Raw genomic sequence first — 24,457 nt, 5'->3', positions numbered from 1 at the left:
TTAAGAATTTTTAAGATTTTGTGGATAAATTCTAGGGCAAAAATCGGCATTTTTTTCGTAAATTAGCCCGTTAATAAAAATTGGAAATAAATAATTTTCAGACTTTCAGCTAAAGGTCTGACTATCATTATAATAAAATTTGTTTATGCAAAAAGAAGGAGAAAGACTGATTCCTATCAACATTGTTGATGAAATGAAGTCGTCTTATATCGATTATTCGATGTCGGTTATCGTTTCAAGAGCGCTACCGGATGTAAGAGACGGCTTGAAACCCGTTCATAGAAGAGTACTTTATGGTATGTATGGATTAGGGGTTTTTTCGAATAGAAAATATTTAAAATCTGCGAGAATTGTTGGGGACGTTTTAGGTAAATACCACCCGCACGGAGACTCCTCTGTATATGACGCGATGGTGAGAATGGCTCAGGAATGGAGTTTACGTTATCCTCAGGTAGACGGGCAGGGTAACTTCGGTTCTATGGATGGTGACCCACCAGCGGCAATGCGTTACACAGAAGCAAGACTGAAAAAAATCTCTGATGAGGTTCTTTCTGACCTTGACAAAGAAACTGTTGACTTCCAGAATAACTTCGATGACAGTTTACAGGAGCCAACGGTAATGCCTACCAAGATCCCTAATCTTTTGGTAAACGGAGCTTCAGGTATTGCAGTAGGGATGGCAACAAACATGGCGCCACATAACCTTTCTGAGTCTGTAGATGCTATCTGTGCTTATATCGATAATAAAGAAATTACCATTGATGAGCTGATGCAGCATATCATTGCTCCGGATTTCCCCACAGGAGGTATCATTTATGGATATGACGGAGTAAGAGACGCCTTCCATACCGGTAGAGGTAGAGTAGTTCTGAGAGCGAAAGTTAATTTCGAAGAAATCGGAAACAGAAATGCTATCATCGTAACAGAAGTTCCTTACCAGGTAAATAAAGCGGAAATGATCGCCAGAACTGCGGAGCTTATTAAAGAAGAGAAAATCCCTGGTATCCACGAGATCAGAGACGAATCAGATAGAAAAGGACTTCGTGTTGTTTATGAATTGAAAAACGATGCGATCCCGAATGTTGTTCTGAACCTGTTATATAAATATACAGCACTTCAGACTTCTTTCAGCGTAAATAATATCGCGTTGGTACACGGAAGACCGGAGCAGCTGAATCTTAAGGATATCATTCATCATTTTGTAGAGCACAGACATGAAGTAATCGTAAGAAGAACTCAGTTTGAGCTTAAAAAAGCAAAAGAAAGAGCACATATCCTGGAAGGTTTCATGAAGGTAATCGGAACTCAGGATTCTTTAGATAAAGCAATCTCAATTATCCGTCACAGTGCTAACCCTCAGGCAGCGAAAGAAGGCCTGATTGAAGCATTTGAGCTGTCAGATATTCAGGCTCAGGCGATTCTGGATCTGAGACTGGCTCGTTTAACAGGAATGGAGCTTGATAAGATCCGTGATGAGTACGATGCTATTATGAAAGAGATCGCTAATTTGGAAGATATCTTAGCCAATGAGCCGAGAAGATTCCAGATTATCAAAGACGAATTAATCGAAATCAAAGAAAAATACGGAGACGAAAGAAGAACTGAAATTGATTATTCAGGAGGCGAAATGTCTATTGAAGATATTATTCCTAACGAATCTGTAGTTCTTACCATCTCTCACGCAGGATATATTAAGAGAACCTCACTTTCCGAATACAAAATTCAAAGTAGAGGTGGTGTAGGAAACAAAGCGGCTACAACAAGAGACTCAGATTTCCTTGAATATATTGTATCAGCAACTAACCACCAATATATGCTGTTCTTTACAGAAAAAGGAAGATGTTACTGGTTAAGAGTATTTGAAATTCCTGAAGGGTCAAAAACAGCAAAAGGTAGAGCAGTACAGAACCTTATCAACATTGAACCGGACGATAAGATCAAAGCATATATCAGAACAAACAACCTTAAAGACTCTGAATATGTAAACCAGATGAGCGTAGTGATGGTTACTAAAAACGGTACTATCAAGAAAACATCATTGGAAGCCTATTCAAGACCAAGGGTAAACGGGGTAAATGCTATTGAGATCAGGGATAATGACCAGTTATTAGGAGCTTACCTTACCAATGGTACCTCTCAGATTATGATTGCCACTAAAAATGGTAAATGTATCCGTTTCCCTGAAGAAAAAGTAAGAGAAGTTGGTAGAGGCTCTATCGGGGTTCGTGGTATTGCGATGGAAGATGATGATGAAGCTATTGGTATGATTGTTGTGAATGATGTTGAGAATGAAACAGTTCTTGTAGTATCTGAAAAAGGATATGGTAAGAGAACTGCAGTAGAAGATTACAGAATTACAAACAGAGGAGGAAAAGGAGTTATCACCCTGAATATTACCGAAAAAACAGGAAATCTGATTGCTATTCAAAACGTAACAGACGAAGATGGATTGATGATCATCAATAAATCTGGTGTTGCCATCAGAATGGGAATGGATGAAATGAGAGTGATGGGTAGAAATACACAGGGAGTGAAGCTTATCAATCTTAAGAAAAATGACGAAATTGCAGCCATTGCAAAAGTAGAAATGGATAAAGATGTAGAAGAAGATTCTGAGGAGATTGAAGATGTGGAAGAAATTGAAGGAGAAGTTCAGGAAGGAATGGGATCCTTATTTGATAACCTTGAAGACGATAATGAAGCCCCTCAGAATGAGGAAAATGAGAATTCTGATTCTGAAGAATAAATGTACAATTAATATAAAATAGTTATTATGAAGAAACTAATTTTAGGAATGGCTATCGTAGCATCTGCTTTTGCCTTTGGACAGAAGGGAGATGTAAATGCTAAGCTTCAGGCTACCAACAAAGAAGCTATGGACGCGTATAATGCAAAAAATTATGCGGCTGCAGCACCTAAGTTTGTAGAAATTTACGACTTATTGAAAGCGAATGGCCAGGATAACAAGATATATATGTATTATGCAGGGCTTAGCCATGCATTAGCCAACAACAGTGATCCGGCTATCAAAATATATACAGATCTTGTAAATTCAGGATTTACAGGAGTAGAAACTACTTACACTGCTAAAGAAAAGAAGAGCGGTCAGGTTGTTAATTTAGATAAAGCTACCTGGGAACTTATGAAAAAGAATTCTGACTATTCAGATTTCAAAACAGAGCAGTCTGCAGGAGTAGAAGTAGATCTATATGAAACCTTGTCTTTATTGCTTCTTAACGCTAAAAAGCCAAACGAAGCTCTTGTAATCATTGAGAAAGGATTGGCTAAATTCCCAAACAATGCTAAATTGAAGGAAAATCAGACCACTGCCTATCTGCAGTCTGGAAATATGGATAAATTCGTTACCAACTTAAAAGAGCAGTTAGCGAAGAACCCTAATGATGCCACCAATTGGTATAACCTTGGGGTAATGCAGGCAAAAACTCCGGCTACAGTTAATGACGCTTTAGAATCATTCAAAAAAGCTATTGAACTTAAGCCAGATTTCGCTAATGCTTACCAGAACCTTGTATACACTACCATTGGAGACGACTCTAAAATTGTAGCTGATATCAATGCATTAAGAAAAGATAAGCCGGATGAAGCTTCTAAACTAATTGATGCCAGAAGAGAAAGATTTGCAAAAGCTTTACCGTTTGCAGAAAGCTGGTATAAAGTAGATCCTAAGAATATTGATGCTGTAAGCACATTGAAAGAGATTTACGTTGTAACTAAAAATCTGGATAAAGTGAAAGAAATGAAAGCTAAAGAAGCTGAGCTAAGTGCAGCTGCACCAGCAAAATAATCATTTTATACCTTACAATAATAAAAAGCCGGAACAGGAATGTTCCGGCTTTTGTTTGCAGTGAAAATATCATGTATTACTTCGTTATTCATTGCTCATTATTTATCATTTACTGTCTAAATTTCATCCCTGAAAATTCTCTGTAATTCCGTATCTTTGAGAAAAATTTTACCAAAATGATCGAGTGGAAAACCGTTAAGGAATACGAAGATATTACCTATAAAAAATGTAATGGTGTAGCAAGAATCGCTTTCAACAGACCGGAAGTACGTAATGCTTTCAGGCCGAAAACAACTTCAGAATTATATGATGCTTTTTATGATGCTTCCGAAGACCCTTCAATAGGGGTTGTTTTACTTTCAGGAGAAGGACCAAGTCCTAAAGATGGAGGTTGGGCTTTCTGCAGTGGTGGAGATCAAAAAGCAAGAGGCCATCAGGGATATGTAGGAGAAGACGGAAGACACCGTCTAAATATCCTGGAAGTTCAGCGTCTGATCCGTTTCATGCCGAAGGTTGTAATTGCAGTAGTTCCGGGATGGGCAGTAGGTGGCGGACACTCTCTTCATGTGGTGTGTGATCTTACTTTAGCCAGTGAAGAGCATGCTATTTTTAAACAAACAGATGCCGATGTAACAAGTTTTGATGGTGGTTACGGATCTGCTTACCTTGCGAAAATGGTAGGACAGAAAAAAGCCCGTGAAATTTTCTTTTTAGGAAGAAACTATTCCGCTCAGGAAGCTTTTGAAATGGGAATGGTAAATAAAGTAGTCCCTCACGCAGAATTGGAAGATACCGCTTACGAATGGGCTCAGGAAATATTAGGAAAATCTCCGATGTCTATCAGAATGCTAAAGTTTGCCATGAATCTTACAGATGACGGGATGGTGGGTCAGCAGGTATTTGCCGGAGAAGCAACACGTTTAGCTTACATGACAGATGAAGCTAAAGAAGGAAGAAATGCATTCCTTGAAAAAAGAAAACCAAACTTCGGAGACGATAAGTGGATATCATAACATTAGTAATGAGTAATAAGTAATGGGAAAATTTCATTACTTATTACCCATTGCTCATTACTTATAAATTTATGACTGATTGGATAAAAGCCGCAAGGCTCAGAACTTTGCCGCTGTCATTAAGCGGAATTATTATGGGAGCCTTCATCGCAAAATGGAGGTTGTACAGAGAAGGAGGAATCTGGGATTGGAAAATTTTTGCATTGGCACTTTTAGTAACACTGCTGTACCAGATTTTATCAAACTATGCTAATGATTATGGCGACGGAGTAAAAGGAACAGACGCCAAAAGAATTAACGAAGCGGAAGCAAGAGCAGTAGCCTCAGGGAAAATTACAGCCAAACAAATGAAGAATGCGGTCATTCTTTTCTCAGCACTGTCTTTCATTGCTACCATCGCATTGTTATACGTTGCTTTCATACCGGAGTATATGAATGAATTTTACATCTTCATCGGGCTGGGAGTAGCAAGTATCTTGGCTGCAATAGGATATACAGTAGGGAAGAAGCCTTATGGGTATATGGGCTTGGGAGATGTCTTTGTGTTTATCTTCTTTGGATTGGTTTCCGTATGTGGAAGTTATTTCCTGTTTACCAAAACATTCAGCTGGGATATACTGCTGCCGGGAACTGCAGTAGGGATGATGAGTATGGCCGTTCTGAACCTGAACAATATGAGAGATATTGAAAGTGATAAACTGTCAGGAAAAAACAGCTTTGCATTAAGAATCGGATTCAAAAATGCAATGATCTATGAAATGATCCTGTTACAGCTTCCATTGATATTGATCTTTGCTTTCCTGGGAATCAACGGATTTCTGCAGGAGCAGAACTATTATGTTTTTATTGTAATGATTCTTATGTTTCCTTTAATGAAACTGAGAAGAAATATCATGTCAGTAAAAGAGCCGAAAGAACTGGATCAGTATTTAAAGCAAGTGGGAATAATGACGTTTGTAATGGCTATTCTTACGGCTGCCGGACTTAATTTGTTTAACTAAATCTAAAATAGTATATCATGAGTTCCAATGTCTATGTTGAAGCGCAAATGCTTATCAGAAAACCGGTTCAAGATGTTTTTGAAGCATTCATCAATCCTGAGGTAACCACTCATTTCTGGTTTACAAAATCTACCGGGAAATTGGAAGAAGGAAAAACGGTAACATGGGAATGGGAAATGTATGGTGTGAAAAATGTGGTAAATGTTCATAAGATTATTCCTAACCAACTCATTAAAACAGAATGGGGAGAACCTTCAGTGTATGTAGACTACGAGTTTAAAACCATGGAAAACGGAACTCTTGTTGTTATCAAGAGCTATGGATTCAGCCAAACGGGTGAAGAGCTCCTGAGACAGGTTAATGATAATACAGGTGGTTTTACAACAGTTTTAGACGGTTGTAAGGCCTATTTAGAGCATGGGATCAATCTGAGATTGATTGAAGATAAATTTCCGTCGAAATAGATAAAGTAAATAAACAACGCTTTGCGTTTTAAAAACACGGATGACACAAATGCTTTCACGAATGTTATTACCATGATGGTGCTGTTTGTGAAATTATTTGAGTCATTTGTGTTTAATAATAATTGAAATTAAATTTAAAATGAAAATACAATTCTTAGGACAAAATTGTTTCCTGTTCACATACAAGGACAAGACAATTTTAAGTGACCCATTTTACAACTACAAAAAAGCGGAATCAGGGTTTGATATTGCCGCTCAAAAAATTGATTACATCCTTTTGACCCATGCCCATGGAGATCATATTGCAGATGTAGCTGAAGTACTGCAGCATTATCCGGAAGCTACTGTAATTGGAGTACCAGAAGTATGCGGATACTTTTCACAGGCTAAAAATAAAGACGATGTCAACTTAGGAGGATCGGCAAAAATAGACGATCTTAAAATTTCCATGGTTCCGGCTCACCACACCAGTTCTTTCCCTGATGGAAGCTACGGCGGCGTTCCTGTAGGGTATATTTTCAGGCTTCCTGAAGGCAAAAACATATATTTGGCCGGAGATACAGGAGTAATGGCAGATATGGAGCTATTTCCAAGATTATACGGGAATATTGACCTTTCTATTCTTCCTATCGGGAGCCACTACACAATGTGCCCAAGAAAAGCATCTTTCGCAGCAGCAGAATTATTAAAAACGCCGAAAGTAATCGGATGTCACTTTGATACTTTTCCTGCTATCGAAATCAATCATGAAAGTGCATTAAAGCATTTCGCTGATAAAAATGTAGAACTTGTTTTACCAAAATTAGGAGAGACGTTCGAATTTTAATCAATAATAAGAAAAGAGAGAAACTGAAAATTAGAAAATGGAAATGATGCGTAAGGTATTAAAAACAAAAAAAGATAATTATCAAATTACCTCTCTTCTCACTTTAAACCAAAAAAAAATGGCAAGCTACCTAAATCACACCGCTACGACCGATTACCTTTGCTGCGTTCCCACCCTGGAGGATTCTCAGGAGCTGGTTGTTTAGGACTTGCCGTTGCAAAGGTAGGAAATATTTGTAAACTTCAAAACTTTATTAAAGAAAATTTGTTGAAAAAATGCAGTCGTAGAGCTAAATAGCTGACATTTAGGGGAATAATTTTTCAACTTTTTCTAAAAATTTTAACATGACGAAAAGTCCATCAACACTAGGAATTATACTTTTTATTGCTACAATGATCTTTTTCTTTGTAGTATATACTTTTTTCTCGGGAATTAATTATTTTGATATCTCTTTGAAAGCCAATGCTTTCGTTTTGCCTGTTCTTTATGCGGGAACAGCATTTTGGTCTGTGAAAACCTATTGGAACAACCATAGAGTAGTAACTTTTAAGGAAGCATTCAAAAGAGCTTTCGTTCCGATGTTCATTGGAGGAATTCTTTCAATTTTCAGTATTTATGCCTTTTTAAACTTTGCAGATACGGATGCTAAAAAGCTCTTGAACTACCAATATGTTCAAAGACAGAAGTCGGAATTGGATACAGAATATACTTCAGCGAGAAAGATTTTAAAGCATCAGAAAGATATTGACGAGCTGGATCAGAAGTATAAAGAAAGGCTTCAGAGCTTCAGCCCGAAGGCTGTAAAAGGAAAAGATATGCTTACCGCAAGTCATTTTTCAGGATATTTTGCAGCAATTCTTATATTTTACGTAGTTTTGTCGGTGTTTTTCGGAGCATTTTTCAGAACAAGAAGTATCTATCAGCCCGAAGAAACAAATCAAGACTAATTTTTATTAAAATTAAATGAACTTATCTATAGTTATTCCGTTACTGAACGAAGAGGACTCTCTGGAAGAGCTTTTTTCAAGAATTGATAAAGTCTGCAAAACCAGTAATTTATCTTACGAAATTTGGTTTGTGGATGATGGAAGTACGGATTTATCGTGGAGCATTATTGAGAACTTAAAAGTACAGCATCCTCAGATCCACGCTATTAAATTTTCCCGAAATTACGGGAAGTCTCAGGCGCTTCATGCTGCTTTTGCAAGAACAAACGGAGATGTGGTAATTACCATGGATGCCGACTTACAGGATTTTCCGGAAGAGATCCCGGAACTTTACAATATGGTTATCCAGGATAATTACGATATTGTTTCCGGTTGGAAAAAGAAGCGTTTTGATAATGTAATGACTAAAAATATTCCGTCAAAATTATTCAATGCAGCGGCCAGAAAAGTTTCAGGAGTTTATCTTCACGACTTCAACTGTGGTTTGAAGGCTTACAAAAAGCAGGTTGTAAAATCTGTAGATGTTTATGGAGACATGCACCGCTACATTCCGGTATTGGCAGCCAATGCAGGATTCAGAAGAATTACGGAAAAAGAAGTACAGCATCAGGCAAGACCTTACGGAACTTCAAAATTCGGAACAGAAAGATTTATCCGTGGATTTTTAGATCTGGTAACGCTTTGGTTTGTAAGCCGTTTTGGCGGAAGACCCATGCATTTCTTTGGAGCAGTAGGAACGTTAATGTTTATCTTCGGTTTTCTTTCAGCACTTTGGCTGGGAGTATCTAAACTGATTGATGTGGCAAGAGGAATCTATGGTCATTTAATCACCAATAATCCTTGGTTCTACATTGCTTTAACCATGATGATTATGGGAACATTACTGTTTGTAGCAGGATTCCTTGGAGAAATGATTATCAGAACAAACCGTGAACATAAGAACTATAATATTGATGACGTGATATAGTAATTGGAAACACTGTATTTTATCAAAATATAACAAATCAATATGATCCCTTGGAAAGCAATATGCTTTTTTAAGGGATTTTTTTTTGATTAACAAATTATTTTCCGATCTTAGTGTAAGATGAAAAAACACAAATGGAAAGTATTACAGATAAACTTATGGTGAAAACCCAAAGTAAACGATACATCAACGATAAAGACGGTAAGGAAAAGCTAATGGCTACTCATGCTGACATTGGTGCCACCTTCGAAAAAAACTCTTTTGGAAGCTGCAAAAAACTTAACAATGGCCCCTGCGCTCCTGTTGTAACGAAATGGGAAGGATTCTACGATCAGATTATTGTAGAGGATAACAATGGAAAAGCCCTTCTTGAAGATTCCCAAGCCAACTGTGCAGTAAGCAATGCTCCCAGTATAACAAGATGGTATTCCTTACGATGTTAATTTTTATTTTACCAAATATAATGCAGAAATTATTTTTAATGATGAAGAAATGCTGCAGGTTTTTAACACATTGAAAAAATCATTCCCTGATGAACCCATAGATATTGTACTGGTTCCCGGTTTTATGTATAATGATTTTAAAGTGGTGGTACAGTGCAAAGATAAAAAGATAGCTTTAGAGAAATTTAAAGTGAAAAGAGCCTGGGGTGGTTAGAATTATATGGAAAAAATATTAAATCCTATTTATATTGTAATAGCACGAATTTTAAACCAATATAGTTTTAGAAGAAACGAGGAAAACTATATTATAAAAGAAAGGCATCCATTCATTGGGTGTTTTTTTATTGACCTTCGTATAAAATATAGTAGGTTTAAAAGAATAAAAAACAAAATATACCTTCTTGTTGAAAAGTAAAAAATTGAAAACTATCAGGTATTTTATTGCCAAAAGACAAAGATTTTTAGAAATTTTAATCCTATTTTTGTTAAAAGATATTCTTGAAAGCCCGGAAAACTTTCAGGAAGCAGATCATAATGATCATCAGTAGAATATTTAAAATTAAATATGAAAAAAGTACTTTACACATTGATGTTGGTTGCGGTAGTTTCCTGCGGGAAAGTTTCCCCAAAAGGAAATATTGAAAAGAAAGATGTGGATGTTCCGGAATTTGTAAATCTGGATCTTAACGGAAAATTCCGTGTATTTTACGCCAGAGGGCCTAAGAACTTTGTGGAAATAGAAACTTATCCTAATGTTGCCAATAATCTGGACGTAGATGTAAAGGATAAAACTCTTTTCATCAAAGAAAAAAGAGGAATAAAAGGGGTAGATTTTTATAATGTAACCATCTATTCAAAATATAATCTTGAAAAAGTAGCCGTTTCAGATTCGGTAGAAGTAAACATTTCAAGTGAAATTAAAACCGATAATTTCAGACTGAATATGAAAAATAATGCAAGTTTCATGGGATCTGTAAACACCAGAAGAGCAGAAGTGGAAATGCATAACAGAAGCCGTGCTAATTTTTTAGGATTAACCAAAGATGCAGTAATAAAGATCTCTGATACCGCAAGTCTTATTGCTCCTTACTGGAAAATCACCAACCTGAATATTGATTCCAAAAACGGAAATTATGCTGAGGTAAATGTAAAAGATTCTTTAAAAGGGAATATTCAGAACACGGCAAAACTGATCTACTATAATGATCCGATCAGAGCATTTAAAGTAGATAAGACAACGAAAGTTGAAAATAAAAAACTGGATTAGAAACAATATCATTTTAAAACTAGGAACTTTACAAACTTATAAAAAGAACAACGTACAAATATGAACACATTAGAAAAAGCGAAACTTTGGTTAAGTGAGACCTTTGATGAAGAAACGAGAAAGGCAGTACAGGCATTAATCGACAGCAATTCCCCGGATCTTGAAGATTCTTTTTACAGAGAACTGGAATTCGGAACAGGAGGAATGCGTGGAATTATGGGAGTAGGAACCAACCGCTTAAATAAATATACATTAGGACAGGCAACTCAGGGATTGGCTAACTATATGCTTCAGCAGTTTAAAGGAGAGGAAATTAAGGTTGCCATTGCCTATGACGTTCGCCACAACTCTAAAGAATTCGGGAAACTGGTAGCAGATGTCTTAACCGCAAACGGAATTAAAGTATTGCTTTTCAAGGATCACAGACCAACTCCTGAGCTTTCTTTCACGGTCCGTGATAAAAAATGTAACGGAGGGATTGTATTAACAGCATCTCATAACCCACCTGAATACAACGGTTATAAAGTATACTGGAATGACGGGGCTCAGATTGTGCCGCCAAATGATGAAGCCATCATCAAAGAAGTATATTCTGTAAAATTCGAAGAAATTAATTTCAACGGAAACGATGATTTGATAGAATGGATCGGTGAGGAACAGGATGACGTGTACATTGATGCTTGTATTGAAAACTCTACTTACCAGAATAAAGGAAAAGAAAACTTAAATATTGTTTTTACTTCTATCCACGGAACTACCTATACTACAATTCCTAAAGCTTTGGCAAAAGCAGGTTTCAAAAAAGTAGATTTGGTTAAAGAGCAGATGATCCCAAGCGGAAATTTCCCTACAGTAGAATCTCCAAACCCTGAAGAACCGGCGGCGTTGGAAATGGCTATGGATCTTGCAAAAATTACCAATGCAGACATCGTTATCGGAACAGACCCGGATGGTGACAGATTAGGAATTGCTGTAAGAAATCTTGATGGTGAAATGCAGTTACTGAACGGGAACCAAACCAATACTATTCTTACTTATTACATCCTGAATGAATGGAGAAAGCAGGGAAGAATTACCGGAAAAGAATTCATTGGTTCTACCATCGTTACTTCAGACATTTTCTATGATATAGCACAGAAATTCGGTGTTGAATGCAAAGTAGGTCTTACAGGATTCAAGTGGATCGGAAAAATGATCCGTGAAGCAGAAGGAACTCAGAAGTTTGTATGTGGTGGAGAAGAAAGTTTCGGATTCATGACCGGAGATTTCGTTCGTGATAAAGACTCCTGTGGAAGCATCCTTTTAGCTTGCGAAATTGCTGCATGGTGTAAAGCTAACGGTAAAACCATGTACCAGTATATGATCGAGATTTATGAAGATCTGGGGATGTATTTTGAAGGATTAATCAACATTGTTAGAAAAGGAAGAGAAGGTGCTGAAGAAATTCAGGATATGATGAAAAACTTCCGTGAAAATCCTCCAAAAGAACTGGCTGGTTCGTTAGTGGAAGAGGTAAAGGATTTCAAAGAACAGACAAGTCTTACCATTTCATCAGGAGAGAAAAAAGTAATGAACGAAATTCCACAGTCTAACGTATTAATTTACTATACACAGGACGGAACTAAAGTTTGTGTAAGACCTTCAGGAACAGAACCAAAAATTAAATTTTATGTTTCAGTAAAAGATGCCATCTCTTCTGAAGCCGATTTTAAAGATAAACTGAAATCATTGGAAGCTAAAATTCAGGCCGTTAAAACAGATTTAAATCTGGATTAATCATCTTAGCAACCATGATTAAAAGAATTATAGCAGTTTGCATACTGTCTGTAGCTGTAGTTTCCTGTAAAAAGGAAACTGCGGTTTCTGATGTAAAGTCTGCCAATGACTCAATAGCTAAAAACGAAACCAAAGAGGATCAGTACAAACCCATTGATACAGCTTGTTCTTCAGAAAATAAAACAGAAGATTATATTACAGCTTTACAATGGCACCGTACTAAAATAGACAGAGAGATTGCAGGAAACAGTCCGGAGAAGAACAATAAAGTATACGAAGATTATTTGAAAATAAGAGAGAAATACACCGATTGTTTGAATACTTCTCAAGCTGAGATACTTGATAAGTATATTGATTATCATACAGGACCAGATACCTATAATCTGCCGGATAACATAAAGAAAATAGCTGCCGAACTGAATAAAGCAGGTCTTGAATTCCGCGAAATGGGTGAAGGACTTACTGAAATTCATTCTTTGCCGGGATATTATGAGTCTGTTTTTAAAAATAAGGTAACCCCTGATTATGCTGCCTACATCTCACAGATGGCAAAAGATAATAAAGAGAATTATGCTGTGAACGGCGGACTTTTAATAACCTGGGAAGAGCTGGGAGATCGATTGATCGAGTGGGAGAATTTTATAAATAAATTTCCTAAAAGCCTATTAATAAAGAAAGCAAAAGATAATTATCACAATTACCTGCTGGATTATCTTTTGGGAATGGATAGCGATCGTATTTATGACAGTGAAGAAGGGAAAATTTATAATGATAAAAGAGAAGCATACAATGCACTCATCAAAAAATATCCAAACTCTGCTACTGCAAAAAAAACTAAAGAACTAATAGCCGCCTATGATGCCCATATACCTGTGGATCAAATAGAAAACAAAATTAATCTGAGAAGATAATATTCGTAAATTTTAAATAAAAATAAAGTGAAAGTCTCAAAATTAGCAGCGAACCTGATCGGTTCTGAAATTGTAAAAATTGGTAACGAAGTAAATGATCTAAAAGCAAAGGGTGCAGAAATTGCCAATCTTACTATTGGTGACCTGAATTCTAATATCTATCCTATTCCGGCATTGCTGAAGGAAGAAATTCAGAAAGCCTATCAGAATAACCTGACAAACTATCCCCCTGCCAACGGACTTTTATCTTTAAGAAAAGAAGTTTCCAAAGATTTAAAAAACAGATGGAATCTGGATTATTCTCCAAACGATATTTTGATAACAGCAGGATCAAGGCCATTAATCTATGCTGTATACAAAACGATCGTAGACGAAGGAGATAAAGTAGTATATCCTACACCATCATGGAATAACAATCACTATGCCTACCTTACTTCTGCCAATGCTGTAGAAGTAAAAACAAAGCCTGAAACGAACTTCCTTCCAACTGCAGACGATTTAAGACCCCACTTGGATGGTGCCGTTTTATTAGCGCTTTGTTCACCATTAAACCCAACCGGAACAATGTTCACCAAAGAACAGCTTTCTGAAATCTGTGAATTGGTGATTGCTGAAAACAAAAAGAGAGGAGCAGACGAAAAGCCATTATATTTAATGTATGATCAAATCTATTCTAACCTTACTTTTGGAGCACAGCACGTAGATCCGGTATCTCTTTTCCCTGAAATGAAAGAATATACAGTATATATTGATGGTATTTCAAAATGCCTGGCTGCAACAGGTGTACGTGTGGGATGGGGATTCGGACCCGCTCATATTATTGATAAGATGAAAGCACTTCTTACGCACGTAGGGGCGTGGGCTCCAAAACCTGAGCAGGAAGCAACAGCTAAATTCTTTGAAAACCCTGATAATGTAAATGTATTCGTAGAAGATTTCAAAGCTAAGCTGGAGGAAAGCCTAAAAGTTCTTCACAGTGGCGTTCAGGAGCTGAAAGGAAAAGGTTTGGCAGTAGACAGCATTGAGCCAATGGGAGCTCTTTATCTTACCATCAAATTAAACTATATTGGAAAAACAAAACCGGATGGAACGGTTATTGAAAACTCTTCAGACCTTGTATTCTATTTAATCAATGAAGCTGGTGTTGCTTTAGTGCCATTCTCAGCATTCGGGGAAGATAAATCTGAACCGTGGTTCCGTGCTTCCGTTGGAGGGTTAGCCGTAGATGAGATCAAAGTAATGCTTCCGAAACTGGAAACGGCTTTGAATAATCTTAAATAATTAATCTTAATTAATTTATAAATGTGCCAGTGTAACATTTTGCCAATTTTTCTATTGGTAAATATTGTTACACTGGTATTGTTATATTGGTACATTATAAAAATGTCACGCTGAGCAGGATCGAAGCGTTTTTAATATTCTATAAACCATGAAACTTACCAAAAAATACTTTCTTGAAACAAAATTACTGAGTTATTCTGCCTTGTTTGTGATCATTGTGGTTATTTTAAGTGTTTGGCTTTCCGGAAAAGATGCTCACCGGTCTTTATTTCAAAACTCAATCTTATCAACATCTATTTTAGCCGGAGTAATCTTCTTGTTTATAAGCTTAGGCCTGTATCATGGATTGAAACTAAAAGATAACATCGGAAGCATCTTAAATAAAGAAAGATTAAAAAAATACACCGATAAAATACCTGAAATTGATAGTTTTGATTTTGATCTGCCTATTATAGGAGATGGGATAGGTAGTGCTATACTTTCTGCTATTGCATGGTTTTTATTTTCTATTCTGCTGATATTCCTTTCTTATTTTTTTGGACTTTTCTTTTGGTCTGCCATACTATTTCTGACTGCTATGTTATATTGGATCTTCTTTCGGGCATTACGCTATGTCTTTAAAAATTCAGGCAGATGTAAAGGAGATATATTGAAAAGCTTTGGATTGGGTTTTCTGTACTCATTTCTGTACATTTTCTGGATTTATGGAATCATTTTTCTTATCAATTATATAAACTAAAGCTTGAATACTATTTTGTAAAAAAATTAAATAAATATTAAAAATTAAGTAAACACTTTGTACTAACGTCAACAAGGAATTACCTTTGGGACTTTTATAAGCTAAGAATAAACAGGGTTGAAAACAACAACGATGAAAAAATTGAGATTTTTGCTGTTGCCAATGTCTATATTGGTATACTCGCAGGAAGCAGATACATTGCAGGTGAAAGAATTACCACCGGTTTCAGATCTGACTAAAGTGCAGACTTATACTCTAAAAGATGGTTCTGTACGAACATATCCGAAACCTAAACTGCTGGATTTTGTAACCAAGCTTCCCCGAAATTTTATTGATACCAATAAAGACTTTGTAGCAAAAGATCATGCCTACTATTTAGGAGGTGCTGTTGCCTCAACACTCATTCTATTGCCATTTGATCAGAAATTAATTGATAACTCAAGAGAGTTGGGAGAAAGATGGGGAATGGATAAAGATAACAATTATACCAAGCTTGGGGGTGTTTTCAAAATTCCAAAAGATATCGGATCTACACTGTATCTTATTGGAAATGGTTCTACATTGGTGTTATTAGGAATTGGTTTCGGAACCTATGGTTTAATTAAAAATGATTACAGAGCACAGGCAACAGCCAGTGGACTAATGGAAAGTTTAATTCTTTCCGGAGTTTTTACCCAAACTATTAAAAGGATTACCGGAAGAGAAAGTCCGTTTATAGCAGAAGAAAATGGTCATAAAGGCGGTGCATGGAACCCGTTTCCGAGTTTTTCAGCATTCAGCAAATACACCTCAAACTATGATGCCATGCCATCCGGGCACTTAACAACTTTTATGGCTGGGATTACTGTCATTGCAGATAATTATCCGGATGCAAGATGGATAAAACCTGTAGGATATACATTAGCCGGAGCTTTGTGTTTTCAGATGATGCAAAGCAAAGTTCACTGGGCTTCAGATTATCCTTTAGCTTTATTAATGGGGTATTTCATTGGAAAAACTATATCAAAAAGCAGATATACTTCTTCTGAAGGTACCATTGGAAAAACAAAATATAAATTTGACCTTATGGCATCCCGCCAATGGGAGTATAACATGGTGGGAGTGAAGCTATCTTTTTAACGTATTGACTCATTTAAAAATCTATACCCGATTCTCACATTTTCATTGAAAATGTGGGAATTTTGTTTTTCTGAAAGGATAAAAATCATAATATTTAAAGGAAAAATTGGACATAATACCACAATTTATAGAGCAAACTAAAATAGTTTTCACTATTTTTGGTCTGAATAAGCAAGATCATTCATGATATAGCTTGAAACTTAATTAATATTGTACTGAATGAAAATAATCGCTGTCATCCCTGCGCGCTATGAAGCAAGCCGTTTTCCGGGAAAACTGATGCAGATACTGGGAGAAAGAACCGTTATTACCACCACCTATCAGAACGTAGTGGAAACCGGGCTGTTTGATGAAGTATTTGTTGCAACAGATTCCGAGATCATCCTGGAGGAGATTACTAAGAATGGCGGAAAAGCTGTAATGACGGGACAACATGAGACAGGAAGCGACCGTATTGCCGAAGCAGTACAAAATATAGACTGTGATATCGTTATTAATGTTCAGGGTGATGAGCCATTCCTTAAGCTTGAACCTTTGAAACAGCTGATCGAAGTTTTTAAGCAGGACGAACAGCAGGAAATTTCCCTGGCTTCCCTAAAAATAAAACTATCTGAAAAAGAAGAAATAGAAAACCCGAATAATGTAAAAGTGATTACGGATAATAACGGCTTTGCCTTATATTTCAGTCGCTCCGTAATTCCTTTTCACAGAGAAATATCTTATGATGTGAAATACTTTAAACATATTGGAGTGTATGCGTTCAGAAAAGAAGCATTATTACAGTTTTCAAAGCTGGAGATGAAACCTCTGGAAATATCTGAGAAGATAGAATGTATCCGTTATCTTGAATACGGAATGAAAATCAAAATGATAGAAACCAATTTTGTCGGGGTAGGAATTGATACACCGGAAGATCTGGAAAAAGCAAGAAAGTTGATGTAATCGGGAAATTTAATAAGATAATTTTGAAAAACGGAATTCGGTAATCAGACTTACTCAGTATTTTGCTTTTTATCCCAATTCCTCTTATATTTGAATGATAAACAATTTATCTGGTAAAGATCTTATGATGGCCCTGTTTTTACAGGAAAGTATAGAGATCTGTAATTTTGAAAATAAAATATTACATCTTACAAAAAGTGTTGGTTTTAGAGAAGATTAGGAGAACGGTTTTTAAATATGAATGAGAACCTGGTTCCAAAAACAGGCTAAACTTTTAGATCTTCTTTGAATAACTATTTTTAATAAAATTAAATGAAAAAAATAATATACTTAGTCCTTTTTACGGTTACAAGCTCATTATTTTATGGCCAAACTGCAAAGGAGATTATAGATAAAAATATTGAACTATCAGGAGGCTTAACCAACTGGAAATTGTTGAACTCCGTATTGCTGCAGGGGAAGGTAGTATTGGGAATCAAAGATGAATATCCTATAAAAATTTACCAGCAGCGTCCCAATCTTACCAAAACAATCATTGTGGTAGGTGGAAAAGAAACCGCAATTGAAGGTTTTGACGGAAATAAAGGGTATGCAATGAATTATGCAACCAATAAGCTTCAGGTATATCCGGAATATGTACCGGAAAGTTTTGATAATGATTTTATTGACTGGGAAAGTAAAGGATTTGATGCTAAATATCTCGGAAAAGAAAAAGTAGGTGATATCTATTGCCATAAAGTGGAATTAACCAAGAATGTAAATAAGAATATGTACTATTTTGATACAAAAACTTATATGCTTTTGAAGGAAATTAAAAAAGATGAAACTTTGGTATATTCCGATTATAAAAAAGTAGGAAACCTTACGATGCCTTTCAGAATAGAATCTTCAAGCCCGAAAAAGGATGGCGATTATGTGATGCTGCTTAACAGGGTAGACGTTAACAAGGCTTTTCCTGCAAATATTTTTAAGTTTTAATTCATCCGCAGTTCAGGCTGCTTAAAATTTATAAGAAATGAAAAATATTTTTTTAATGCTGCTTTCATTTACAGCGTTTCTGCAAAGCTGCACCAATCAAAAAAGTGAAGTTTCTCAAGCTAAAACCAAAGAACTTATGGGAAAAACAATATATGACTTTAAAGTAGAAAGCCTTGACGGAAAGGAAATCAACTTTGCAGATTTCAAAGGGAAAAAGATACTGATCGTTAATACCGCTTCTGAATGCGGGTTTACTCCTCAGTATGCAGATCTGGAAAAAGTATATGAAGAATACAAAGACAAATTGGTAGTAGTAGGTTTCCCTGCCAACAACTTTGGAGGACAGGAACCGGGAACAAACGCTGAAATAGGAACATTCTGCCAGAAAAATTACGGAGTAACATTCCCGATGGCAGCAAAAGTTTCGGTAAAAGGAGATGATACCGCACCCATCTTTAAATACCTAACAGAACAGGAATTAAACGGAGTAAAAAACACCACTATCCTTTGGAACTTTACTAAATTCCTGATTGATGAGAACGGAAAACTTATTGATAGCTTCGTAAGTACTACAAAACCTACAAGCGATTCAATTACAAAATATTTGAAATAAGACAGAGAAAATATATCTTGATAAAGTGGATGATTACATCCACTTTTTTTATTTTTATACCATGAAAAAACTATTAACTATTTGCAGTCTGATCCTTTTTGTGAAAGGATTTTCACAAGACAATTATTTTTTAGGGAAAACAAATTACTGTATTCCCGAGAAAAAAGAGTCAAAAGAAATGTTTGAAGGTGCTGTTGAAGGTCTTAATTTCCCCCAATATTATCCTGCATTATCATTGGCTTTAATGAAAGTCATTAAAGACGACCCTAAATATTGTGATGCCTATTTTTTAGCAGGATATTATTTACGATTGCAGAACCTGCATAAAGAATCTTTGATAATGTATTATACAGCAGATAGTCTGGCTCAGAATAAAGCTCCGATATTTAAACAGAATCTTGCTGTACAATACATGAGATTCGGGCAGGTGAAAAAGGCAAGAGAGAAATATCAGGAAATCATTAAATATTTTCCCGGTGATCCTGAAGGATATTATAGATGTACACAGATTTTTCTAGTATAGCTTTTTTTCACTTATCAATCACTTTTTCTGCAAAGCAAAAAATATTTCCAAGTTTAATACTGGAGTAGCCGTTGCTTTTAATTTTTGAAGAATTAATCATTGCTTTGGCTAAAATATCAGTTGGTAAAGGCTTCTGACTTTCCAGCAATCCTAGCTTATTGGCAAATTTTATAATCCTGCTGCCCAGGACTTCACCAGTTCTTTCAGAATTCTTCCGCTCCAGCATTCCGGGTTTGAAGATAGTTATTTTATTGAAATGTAACTGCTTTACAGCTTCTTCCAGCTCACCCTTCATTTTAGAATAGAAAATCTTGGACTTCGGATTAGCTCCATACGCTGAAACCAGAATGTAATCTTCCACCTCATTTTCTCTGGCTGCTTTTGCAAATTCATACTGATAATCAAAATCCACTTTTTTCTGGGCTTCTTTACTTCCGGCATCCTTTAAAGTAGTTCCCAGGCATGAAAATGCAACATCCCCTTTTATCATTCCTTTCCATTCTTGAGGTTTTTCAAAATCTATAATGTGAACTTTAAGCTTGTCGTTCTCAATATCAACAGGCTTTCTTACAAAAATATCAACTTCCTCAAAAGCTTTATCGTTGAGCAACTGATTAACCAAGTCTTTTCCTGTAGCGCCTGTAGCACCAATTACTAAAGCTTTCATAATAATAAGGTTTAATATGATAATATTTTCTTTCTTAAATTTACTAAATTTGATTAAAAGATAAAAGATAAAAGATAAAAGATAAAAGATAAAAGATAAAAGATAAAAGATAAAAGATTATTTTAAACATCTGGTTTTGCTATCAATTATCATATTACCTATCACTCATTACTCATAACAATGGATGCCAACGAAATATTAGACTACTGTCTTGCTAAAAAAGCCGTTACAGAAAGTTTCCCTTTTGATAACGAAACCCTTGTATTAAAAGTTGATACTAAAATGTTCCTGTTGATGGCACTTGAAAGACAACCCTTGTCCATCAATGTAAAGACAGACCCGGAATGGAGTGCTGAACTTCGGGAGCAATATCCCCAGATTACAGGTGCTTATCATATGAATAAAACCCATTGGAATTCAGTAGTGGTGAATGGTTTGAAAAGAGATCTGATTTTGAAACTAATAGATCATTCTTATGATCTGGTATTTAAATCACTTACTAAAAAAGTTCAGAATACCATCAATAATTCATAATATCATCAATTTACAGCTTTAAGCCGTATGCATTCAGGTATAAATTTTGTTACCAGATATCTGTAAATATTAAACTGATATCAATTAAAATAAGAACCAATGAAAAATCACCTTTTATTATTCATCGCAGCGGGTGTGTTAGCATTATCAGGCTGCAATAAAGCAAAGAATAAAACAACCCCTGAAACTGTTCTATCTGAAAAAAAGGCGGAAAATTTTTCTGATAATCTGAAGATAGAATTTGTAGGAACTGATAATTTTACCATTAAAAGTGCCAGACTTATAGTGCGTTTGTATGGAATGGACGGAAATTTAGCAGATGCACCCGCTACATTACTGGAAGAAAAAGAATATGAACAGAAATCAATACCTTTTACCATTAATTTTCCGGTATCTAAGGATGCTGTAAGTAAGATCAATCCTAAGCCTGCGGGGCCTGTTAAATATTATATTGGTCTGAGCTGGGATTCTGACGGAAACGGAAAGGCTGACAGTAAAGGAGATATAGGGATAGATTATGATAAAGGGTTTCCTAATGTGACAATGAATAATGAGGTTCAGAAAATAAACCTGAAGATACTTAAATAAAAAAACAAAAAAAGGTTATTCAGCACTGAATAACCTTTTTTATATCTTAGAAATTAAATTCCTCTGTTAACCGCTTATCTTCGTCAAGCCTTTCAATCAGTTTTTCCAGACCTTCAAACTTAATTTCATCATGCAGGAAGTCTCTGAATCTTACTGTGATCTTTTCATCATAAATATCATTGTCAAAATTAAGGATATATACTTCAACTGTTAATCTTTCTCCGTTTACTGTAGGATTTGTTCCAATGCTCAGCATTCCTTTATATTTCTGCCCTTTTACTTCCACTTCAACAATATAAGCGCCTTTTTTAGGCAGGAGTTTAATAGATTCCGTATCAATATTAGCCGTTGGATATCCAATAGTTCTTCCTATTTTCTTTCCATGAACTACCGTTCCGGAAACAGGGTAGGAGTATCCCAGCATTTCATTGGCTTCTTTAATATTTCCTGTTAAAAGAGCATTACGAACTTTTGTAGAGCTGATGTTATTCTCATGAATATTAATGGCTTCCATCTGCTCAACCTCAAAATCAAGTTCTTTTGAAAGTTTTTGAAGAAGCTCAAAGTTTCCGCTTTTATTTTTTCCGAAAGAATGATCGTATCCTATAATAAGGTATTTTACATTCAGCTTATCAATGAGAATTTGACGCACAAATTCTTCACCGGTAAGATTTCTGAATTCTTCATCAAATTCTTTAATAAACAGGGTTTCAACGCCATATTTTTCAATGCGCTGTTGTTTTTCCTCTATCGTATTCAGAAGTTTTAAATCTTCATTAGGATTAAAAACAAATCTTGGATGTGGCCAGAAAGTAAGAATGGCAGTTTCCAGATTATTTGCTGTTCCTACCTTAATGAGTTCATTGATAATACTTTTATGTCCGAGATGTACCCCGTCAAACATACCTAAAGACAATGCTAGAGGCTTTTGAGAGGAATAATCTTTAAAATTCTTGAAAACTTTCAAAACGGGAAAAATTTGACTGCAAATATAGATATAATGTAACAATCTATCAATATAACAATGAATCAATATTTTTCTCAGATAAATAGGCCTTCAGATTGGTAAACTGCCGGATGGGAAAATTTCTTAAAAGCATGATAAAAATCTTTTTTTTACCAATTGCGTGTTTACGAAGAATCACTATATTTGCACCAAGAAAAAATTTAGCAATGGCAAACCAAATTAAAGGTAAAATTTCTCAAATTATTGGTCCGGTAATCGACGTTGTCTTTACAGATGTAGAAGCAGTTCCTGCAATCTATGACGCGTTAGAAATTACAAAAGAAAACGGTGAAAAAGTAGTTTTAGAGGTAGAACAACATATTGGCGAAGATACAGTAAGATGTATTGCAATGGACGCTACTGACGGTCTTAAGAGAGGTCAAGATGTAATTGGATACGGAAATCCTATTACAATGCCAATCGGTGAGGCTGTAAACGGAAGACTATTCAACGTTGTTGGTGATGCTATCGACGGACTTCAAGATATTTCTAAGGATGGTGGTCTTCCAATTCACAGACCAGCTCCAAAATTTGATCAATTATCAACTTCAGCAGAAGTTTTATTTACAGGTATTAAAGTAATCGACCTAGTTGAGCCTTATGCAAAAGGAGGTAAAATTGGATTGTTCGGTGGTGCTGGTGTAGGTAAAACAGTATTGATCCAGGAGTTGATTAACAATATTGCAAAAGGACACGGAGGTCTTTCTGTATTTGCCGGAGTAGGTGAAAGAACGAGAGAAGGAAATGACCTTTTGAGAGAGATGTTAGAATCTGGAATTATCAAATATGGTGATGATTTCATGCACTCTATGGAAAATGGAGGTTGGGATCTTTCTAAAGTAGACTTGGAAGCTATGAAAGATTCTAAAGCAGCATTCGTATTCGGACAGATGAACGAGCCGCCAGGTGCGAGAGCTAGAGTAGCCCTTTCTGGTCTTACATTAGCTGAGTACTACAGAGATGGTGGAGAAAGCGGACAAGGTAGAGACGTACTTTTCTTCGTAGACAACATCTTCCGTTTTACACAGGCTGGTTCTGAGGTATCTGCACTTCTTGGTCGTATGCCATCAGCGGTAGGTTACCAACCAACTCTTGCTTCTGAAATGGGTGCAATGCAGGAAAGAATTACTTCAACTAAAAACGGTTCAATTACTTCAGTACAGGCGGTATACGTACCTGCGGATGACTTAACTGACCCGGCTCCTGCAACTACGTTTGCCCACTTGGATGCAACTACGGTACTTGACAGAAAGATTGCTTCATTAGGTATTTACCCAGCGGTAGATCCACTAGCATCTACTTCAAGAATCCTTGCTCCTGAAGTAATCGGTCACGATCACTACAACTGTGCTCAAAGAGTAAAAGAAATTCTTCAAAGATACAAAGCGCTTCAGGATATCATCGCAATCCTTGGTATGGAAGAACTTTCTGAAGAAGATAAAGCAGTTGTTTACCGTGCAAGAAAAGTTCAGAGATTCTTATCTCAGCCTTTCCACGTAGCAGAACAGTTTACAGGTATTCCAGGATCATTGGTGGATATCAAAGATACAATCAAAGGATTCAACATGATTATGGATGGTGAATTAGATCACTTACCAGAAGCTGCTTTCAACCTGAAAGGAACTATCGAGGAAGCTATCGAAGCTGGACAAAAAATGTTAGCTGAAAACGCATAAATTATTAACAATTTGAGATTTGAAATTTGAAGTTCGATGGTAATTTCAAATTTCAAACATCAAATTTCAAATTTGTTTCTATGAATATAAAAATTTTAACACCAGAATACGTAGTTTTTGAAGGAGAAGTAAACTCAGTATTACTGCCGGGAAAAAATGGTGAATTCCACATCATGAAAAACCACGCAGGAATTGTTTCTTCTTTAGTTGGTGGAAAAGTAAAGCTTTTTACGAATTCTGTAGATGAAGCTTTCGCTAAAAATCTAACCAAAGAAAATGATAAAGACTCTGTTTTTTCATATTCTATCAAAAGCGGTGTTGTGGAATTTAATCATAACAAAGGAATTATCCTTTGCGAATAATTAAATGAA

At 35.9% G+C, this 24,457-nt stretch carries 26 protein-coding genes and 1 other RNA gene; 24 read left to right on the top strand and 3 right to left on the bottom strand.

Annotated elements, in window-relative coordinates:
• Positions 1-145: 145 nt before the first annotated feature.
• The 6 genes from gyrA to EG339_RS18650 all read left to right on the top strand — a co-directional run bounded on the left by gyrA (position 146) and on the right by EG339_RS18650 (position 7,109).
• Entirely contained in the window at positions 146-2,746 is a 2,601-nt protein-coding gene (gene gyrA / locus EG339_RS18675) for a DNA gyrase subunit A (protein ID WP_123871430.1), read from the top strand.
• Between the two features lie 27 nt (positions 2,747-2,773).
• Entirely contained in the window at positions 2,774-3,805 is a 1,032-nt protein-coding gene (locus tag EG339_RS18670) for a tetratricopeptide repeat protein (RefSeq protein ID WP_123871429.1), read from the top strand.
• 176 nt (positions 3,806-3,981) lie between these two features.
• Complete coding sequence (locus EG339_RS18665) at positions 3,982-4,818, top strand: 1,4-dihydroxy-2-naphthoyl-CoA synthase (RefSeq protein WP_123871428.1); 837 nt, start codon at positions 3,982-3,984, stop codon at positions 4,816-4,818.
• 71 nt (positions 4,819-4,889) lie between these two features.
• Positions 4,890-5,819, top strand: a complete 930-nt coding sequence (gene menA, locus EG339_RS18660; protein WP_123871427.1) for a 1,4-dihydroxy-2-naphthoate octaprenyltransferase — start codon at positions 4,890-4,892, stop codon at positions 5,817-5,819.
• Positions 5,820-5,836: 17 nt separating this feature from the next.
• Entirely contained in the window at positions 5,837-6,283 is a 447-nt protein-coding gene (locus tag EG339_RS18655; RefSeq protein ID WP_123871426.1) for an SRPBCC family protein, read from the top strand.
• 139 nt (positions 6,284-6,422) lie between these two features.
• Positions 6,423-7,109, top strand: a complete 687-nt coding sequence (locus EG339_RS18650; protein ID WP_123871425.1) for a metal-dependent hydrolase — start codon at positions 6,423-6,425, stop codon at positions 7,107-7,109.
• Positions 7,110-7,225: 116 nt separating this feature from the next.
• Here the strand turns inward: EG339_RS18650 and ffs are convergent.
• An RNA gene (ffs, locus tag EG339_RS18645) (signal recognition particle sRNA small type) lies at positions 7,226-7,323 on the bottom strand.
• A gap of 130 nt (positions 7,324-7,453) precedes the next feature.
• Here ffs and EG339_RS18640 point away from each other — a divergent pair.
• The 14 genes from EG339_RS18640 to EG339_RS18580 all read left to right on the top strand — a co-directional run bounded on the left by EG339_RS18640 (position 7,454) and on the right by EG339_RS18580 (position 19,615).
• On the top strand, positions 7,454-8,056 hold the full coding sequence (locus EG339_RS18640; RefSeq protein ID WP_123871424.1) for a DUF4199 domain-containing protein: 603 nt from the start codon (positions 7,454-7,456) through the stop codon (positions 8,054-8,056).
• Between the two features lie 16 nt (positions 8,057-8,072).
• Positions 8,073-9,023 carry a glycosyltransferase family 2 protein gene (locus EG339_RS18635; RefSeq protein WP_123871423.1) on the top strand — a complete coding sequence of 317 codons (951 nt, stop codon included), beginning with the start codon at positions 8,073-8,075 and terminating at the stop codon, positions 9,021-9,023.
• 134 nt (positions 9,024-9,157) lie between these two features.
• A complete protein-coding gene (locus EG339_RS18630; protein ID WP_123871422.1) occupies positions 9,158-9,466 on the top strand; it encodes a PAAR-like protein in 309 nt (102 codons plus the stop codon).
• Positions 9,467-9,515: 49 nt separating this feature from the next.
• Positions 9,516-9,680, top strand: coding sequence for a hypothetical protein (locus EG339_RS24345; protein WP_164466461.1), 165 nt, complete (start codon positions 9,516-9,518; stop codon positions 9,678-9,680).
• Positions 9,681-10,031: 351 nt separating this feature from the next.
• The gene (locus tag EG339_RS18625; RefSeq protein ID WP_123871421.1) at positions 10,032-10,733 is read left to right on the top strand and encodes a GIN domain-containing protein; all 702 of its coding nucleotides are present in this window, start codon (positions 10,032-10,034) and stop codon (positions 10,731-10,733) included.
• Positions 10,734-10,793: 60 nt separating this feature from the next.
• Positions 10,794-12,509, top strand: coding sequence for a phospho-sugar mutase (locus EG339_RS18620; protein ID WP_123871420.1), 1,716 nt, complete (start codon positions 10,794-10,796; stop codon positions 12,507-12,509).
• 14 nt (positions 12,510-12,523) lie between these two features.
• Positions 12,524-13,420: a hypothetical protein gene (locus EG339_RS18615; protein ID WP_123871419.1), complete on the top strand. Its 897-nt coding sequence runs from the start codon at positions 12,524-12,526 to the stop codon at positions 13,418-13,420.
• A 27-nt stretch (positions 13,421-13,447) separates the two neighbouring features.
• On the top strand, positions 13,448-14,701 hold the full coding sequence (locus EG339_RS18610) for a pyridoxal phosphate-dependent aminotransferase (protein ID WP_123871418.1): 1,254 nt from the start codon (positions 13,448-13,450) through the stop codon (positions 14,699-14,701).
• Between the two features lie 148 nt (positions 14,702-14,849).
• Positions 14,850-15,440, top strand: a complete 591-nt coding sequence (locus tag EG339_RS18605; protein ID WP_123871417.1) for a hypothetical protein — start codon at positions 14,850-14,852, stop codon at positions 15,438-15,440.
• Between the two features lie 132 nt (positions 15,441-15,572).
• Positions 15,573-16,559: a phosphatase PAP2 family protein gene (locus EG339_RS18600; protein WP_123871416.1), complete on the top strand. Its 987-nt coding sequence runs from the start codon at positions 15,573-15,575 to the stop codon at positions 16,557-16,559.
• A gap of 219 nt (positions 16,560-16,778) precedes the next feature.
• Positions 16,779-17,501, top strand: a complete 723-nt coding sequence (gene kdsB / locus EG339_RS18595) for a 3-deoxy-manno-octulosonate cytidylyltransferase (protein ID WP_123871415.1) — start codon at positions 16,779-16,781, stop codon at positions 17,499-17,501.
• Positions 17,502-17,813: 312 nt separating this feature from the next.
• Positions 17,814-18,479, top strand: coding sequence for a histidine kinase (locus tag EG339_RS18590; protein WP_123871414.1), 666 nt, complete (start codon positions 17,814-17,816; stop codon positions 18,477-18,479).
• A 37-nt stretch (positions 18,480-18,516) separates the two neighbouring features.
• Positions 18,517-19,092: a glutathione peroxidase gene (locus tag EG339_RS18585; RefSeq protein WP_123871413.1), complete on the top strand. Its 576-nt coding sequence runs from the start codon at positions 18,517-18,519 to the stop codon at positions 19,090-19,092.
• A 61-nt stretch (positions 19,093-19,153) separates the two neighbouring features.
• Entirely contained in the window at positions 19,154-19,615 is a 462-nt protein-coding gene (locus EG339_RS18580; RefSeq protein WP_123871412.1) for a tetratricopeptide repeat protein, read from the top strand.
• Between the two features lie 7 nt (positions 19,616-19,622).
• On the opposite strand, the gene EG339_RS18575 is transcribed toward EG339_RS18580, so the two are convergent.
• Positions 19,623-20,282 (bottom strand): NAD(P)H-binding protein, encoded by a 660-nt coding sequence (locus EG339_RS18575; RefSeq protein WP_123871411.1) that lies wholly within the window; start codon positions 20,280-20,282, stop codon positions 19,623-19,625.
• Between the two features lie 180 nt (positions 20,283-20,462).
• On the opposite strand from EG339_RS18575, the gene EG339_RS18570 reads away from it, so the two are divergent.
• Entirely contained in the window at positions 20,463-20,816 is a 354-nt protein-coding gene (locus tag EG339_RS18570; RefSeq protein WP_123871410.1) for an MmcQ/YjbR family DNA-binding protein, read from the top strand.
• Positions 20,817-20,915: 99 nt separating this feature from the next.
• The gene (locus EG339_RS18565) at positions 20,916-21,404 is read left to right on the top strand and encodes a hypothetical protein (protein WP_123871409.1); all 489 of its coding nucleotides are present in this window, start codon (positions 20,916-20,918) and stop codon (positions 21,402-21,404) included.
• A 46-nt stretch (positions 21,405-21,450) separates the two neighbouring features.
• On the opposite strand, the gene EG339_RS18560 is transcribed toward EG339_RS18565, so the two are convergent.
• Entirely contained in the window at positions 21,451-22,371 is a 921-nt protein-coding gene (locus EG339_RS18560) for a bifunctional riboflavin kinase/FAD synthetase (RefSeq protein WP_123871408.1), read from the bottom strand.
• Positions 22,372-22,577: 206 nt separating this feature from the next.
• Here EG339_RS18560 and atpD point away from each other — a divergent pair, with 206 nt between their 5' ends.
• On the top strand, positions 22,578-24,086 hold the full coding sequence (gene atpD, locus EG339_RS18555) for a F0F1 ATP synthase subunit beta (protein WP_065397992.1): 1,509 nt from the start codon (positions 22,578-22,580) through the stop codon (positions 24,084-24,086).
• A gap of 80 nt (positions 24,087-24,166) precedes the next feature.
• A complete protein-coding gene (locus EG339_RS18550; RefSeq protein ID WP_123871407.1) occupies positions 24,167-24,448 on the top strand; it encodes a FoF1 ATP synthase subunit delta/epsilon in 282 nt (93 codons plus the stop codon).
• Positions 24,449-24,457: the final 9 nt, after the last annotated feature.

Origin of the sequence: Chryseobacterium bernardetii, assembly GCF_003815975.1 — a bacterium.
GTDB classification, from domain to species: domain Bacteria; phylum Bacteroidota; class Bacteroidia; order Flavobacteriales; family Weeksellaceae; genus Chryseobacterium; species Chryseobacterium bernardetii.
The sequence above is the reverse complement of the archived record's forward strand: the minus strand, read 5'-3'. Positions and strand labels throughout refer to the sequence as shown.

Coding starts and splice junctions, on each gene's coding strand:
- gyrA (WP_123871430.1), top strand. CDS start 146: ATGCAAAAAGAAGGAGAAAGACTGATTCCTATCAACATTGTTGATGAA.
- EG339_RS18670 (WP_123871429.1), top strand. CDS start 2,774: ATGAAGAAACTAATTTTAGGAATGGCTATCGTAGCATCTGCTTTTGCC.
- EG339_RS18665 (WP_123871428.1), top strand. CDS start 3,982: ATGATCGAGTGGAAAACCGTTAAGGAATACGAAGATATTACCTATAAA.
- menA (WP_123871427.1), top strand. CDS start 4,890: ATGACTGATTGGATAAAAGCCGCAAGGCTCAGAACTTTGCCGCTGTCA.
- EG339_RS18655 (WP_123871426.1), top strand. CDS start 5,837: ATGAGTTCCAATGTCTATGTTGAAGCGCAAATGCTTATCAGAAAACCG.
- EG339_RS18650 (WP_123871425.1), top strand. CDS start 6,423: ATGAAAATACAATTCTTAGGACAAAATTGTTTCCTGTTCACATACAAG.
- EG339_RS18640 (WP_123871424.1), top strand. CDS start 7,454: ATGACGAAAAGTCCATCAACACTAGGAATTATACTTTTTATTGCTACA.
- EG339_RS18635 (WP_123871423.1), top strand. CDS start 8,073: ATGAACTTATCTATAGTTATTCCGTTACTGAACGAAGAGGACTCTCTG.
- EG339_RS18630 (WP_123871422.1), top strand. CDS start 9,158: ATGGAAAGTATTACAGATAAACTTATGGTGAAAACCCAAAGTAAACGA.
- EG339_RS24345 (WP_164466461.1), top strand. CDS start 9,516: ATGCTGCAGGTTTTTAACACATTGAAAAAATCATTCCCTGATGAACCC.
- EG339_RS18625 (WP_123871421.1), top strand. CDS start 10,032: ATGAAAAAAGTACTTTACACATTGATGTTGGTTGCGGTAGTTTCCTGC.
- EG339_RS18620 (WP_123871420.1), top strand. CDS start 10,794: ATGAACACATTAGAAAAAGCGAAACTTTGGTTAAGTGAGACCTTTGAT.
- EG339_RS18615 (WP_123871419.1), top strand. CDS start 12,524: ATGATTAAAAGAATTATAGCAGTTTGCATACTGTCTGTAGCTGTAGTT.
- EG339_RS18605 (WP_123871417.1), top strand. CDS start 14,850: ATGAAACTTACCAAAAAATACTTTCTTGAAACAAAATTACTGAGTTAT.
- EG339_RS18600 (WP_123871416.1), top strand. CDS start 15,573: ATGAAAAAATTGAGATTTTTGCTGTTGCCAATGTCTATATTGGTATAC.
- kdsB (WP_123871415.1), top strand. CDS start 16,779: ATGAAAATAATCGCTGTCATCCCTGCGCGCTATGAAGCAAGCCGTTTT.
- EG339_RS18590 (WP_123871414.1), top strand. CDS start 17,814: ATGAAAAAAATAATATACTTAGTCCTTTTTACGGTTACAAGCTCATTA.
- EG339_RS18585 (WP_123871413.1), top strand. CDS start 18,517: ATGAAAAATATTTTTTTAATGCTGCTTTCATTTACAGCGTTTCTGCAA.
- EG339_RS18580 (WP_123871412.1), top strand. CDS start 19,154: ATGAAAAAACTATTAACTATTTGCAGTCTGATCCTTTTTGTGAAAGGA.
- EG339_RS18575 (WP_123871411.1), bottom strand. CDS start 20,282: ATGAAAGCTTTAGTAATTGGTGCTACAGGCGCTACAGGAAAAGACTTG.
- EG339_RS18570 (WP_123871410.1), top strand. CDS start 20,463: ATGGATGCCAACGAAATATTAGACTACTGTCTTGCTAAAAAAGCCGTT.
- EG339_RS18565 (WP_123871409.1), top strand. CDS start 20,916: ATGAAAAATCACCTTTTATTATTCATCGCAGCGGGTGTGTTAGCATTA.
- atpD (WP_065397992.1), top strand. CDS start 22,578: ATGGCAAACCAAATTAAAGGTAAAATTTCTCAAATTATTGGTCCGGTA.
- EG339_RS18550 (WP_123871407.1), top strand. CDS start 24,167: ATGAATATAAAAATTTTAACACCAGAATACGTAGTTTTTGAAGGAGAA.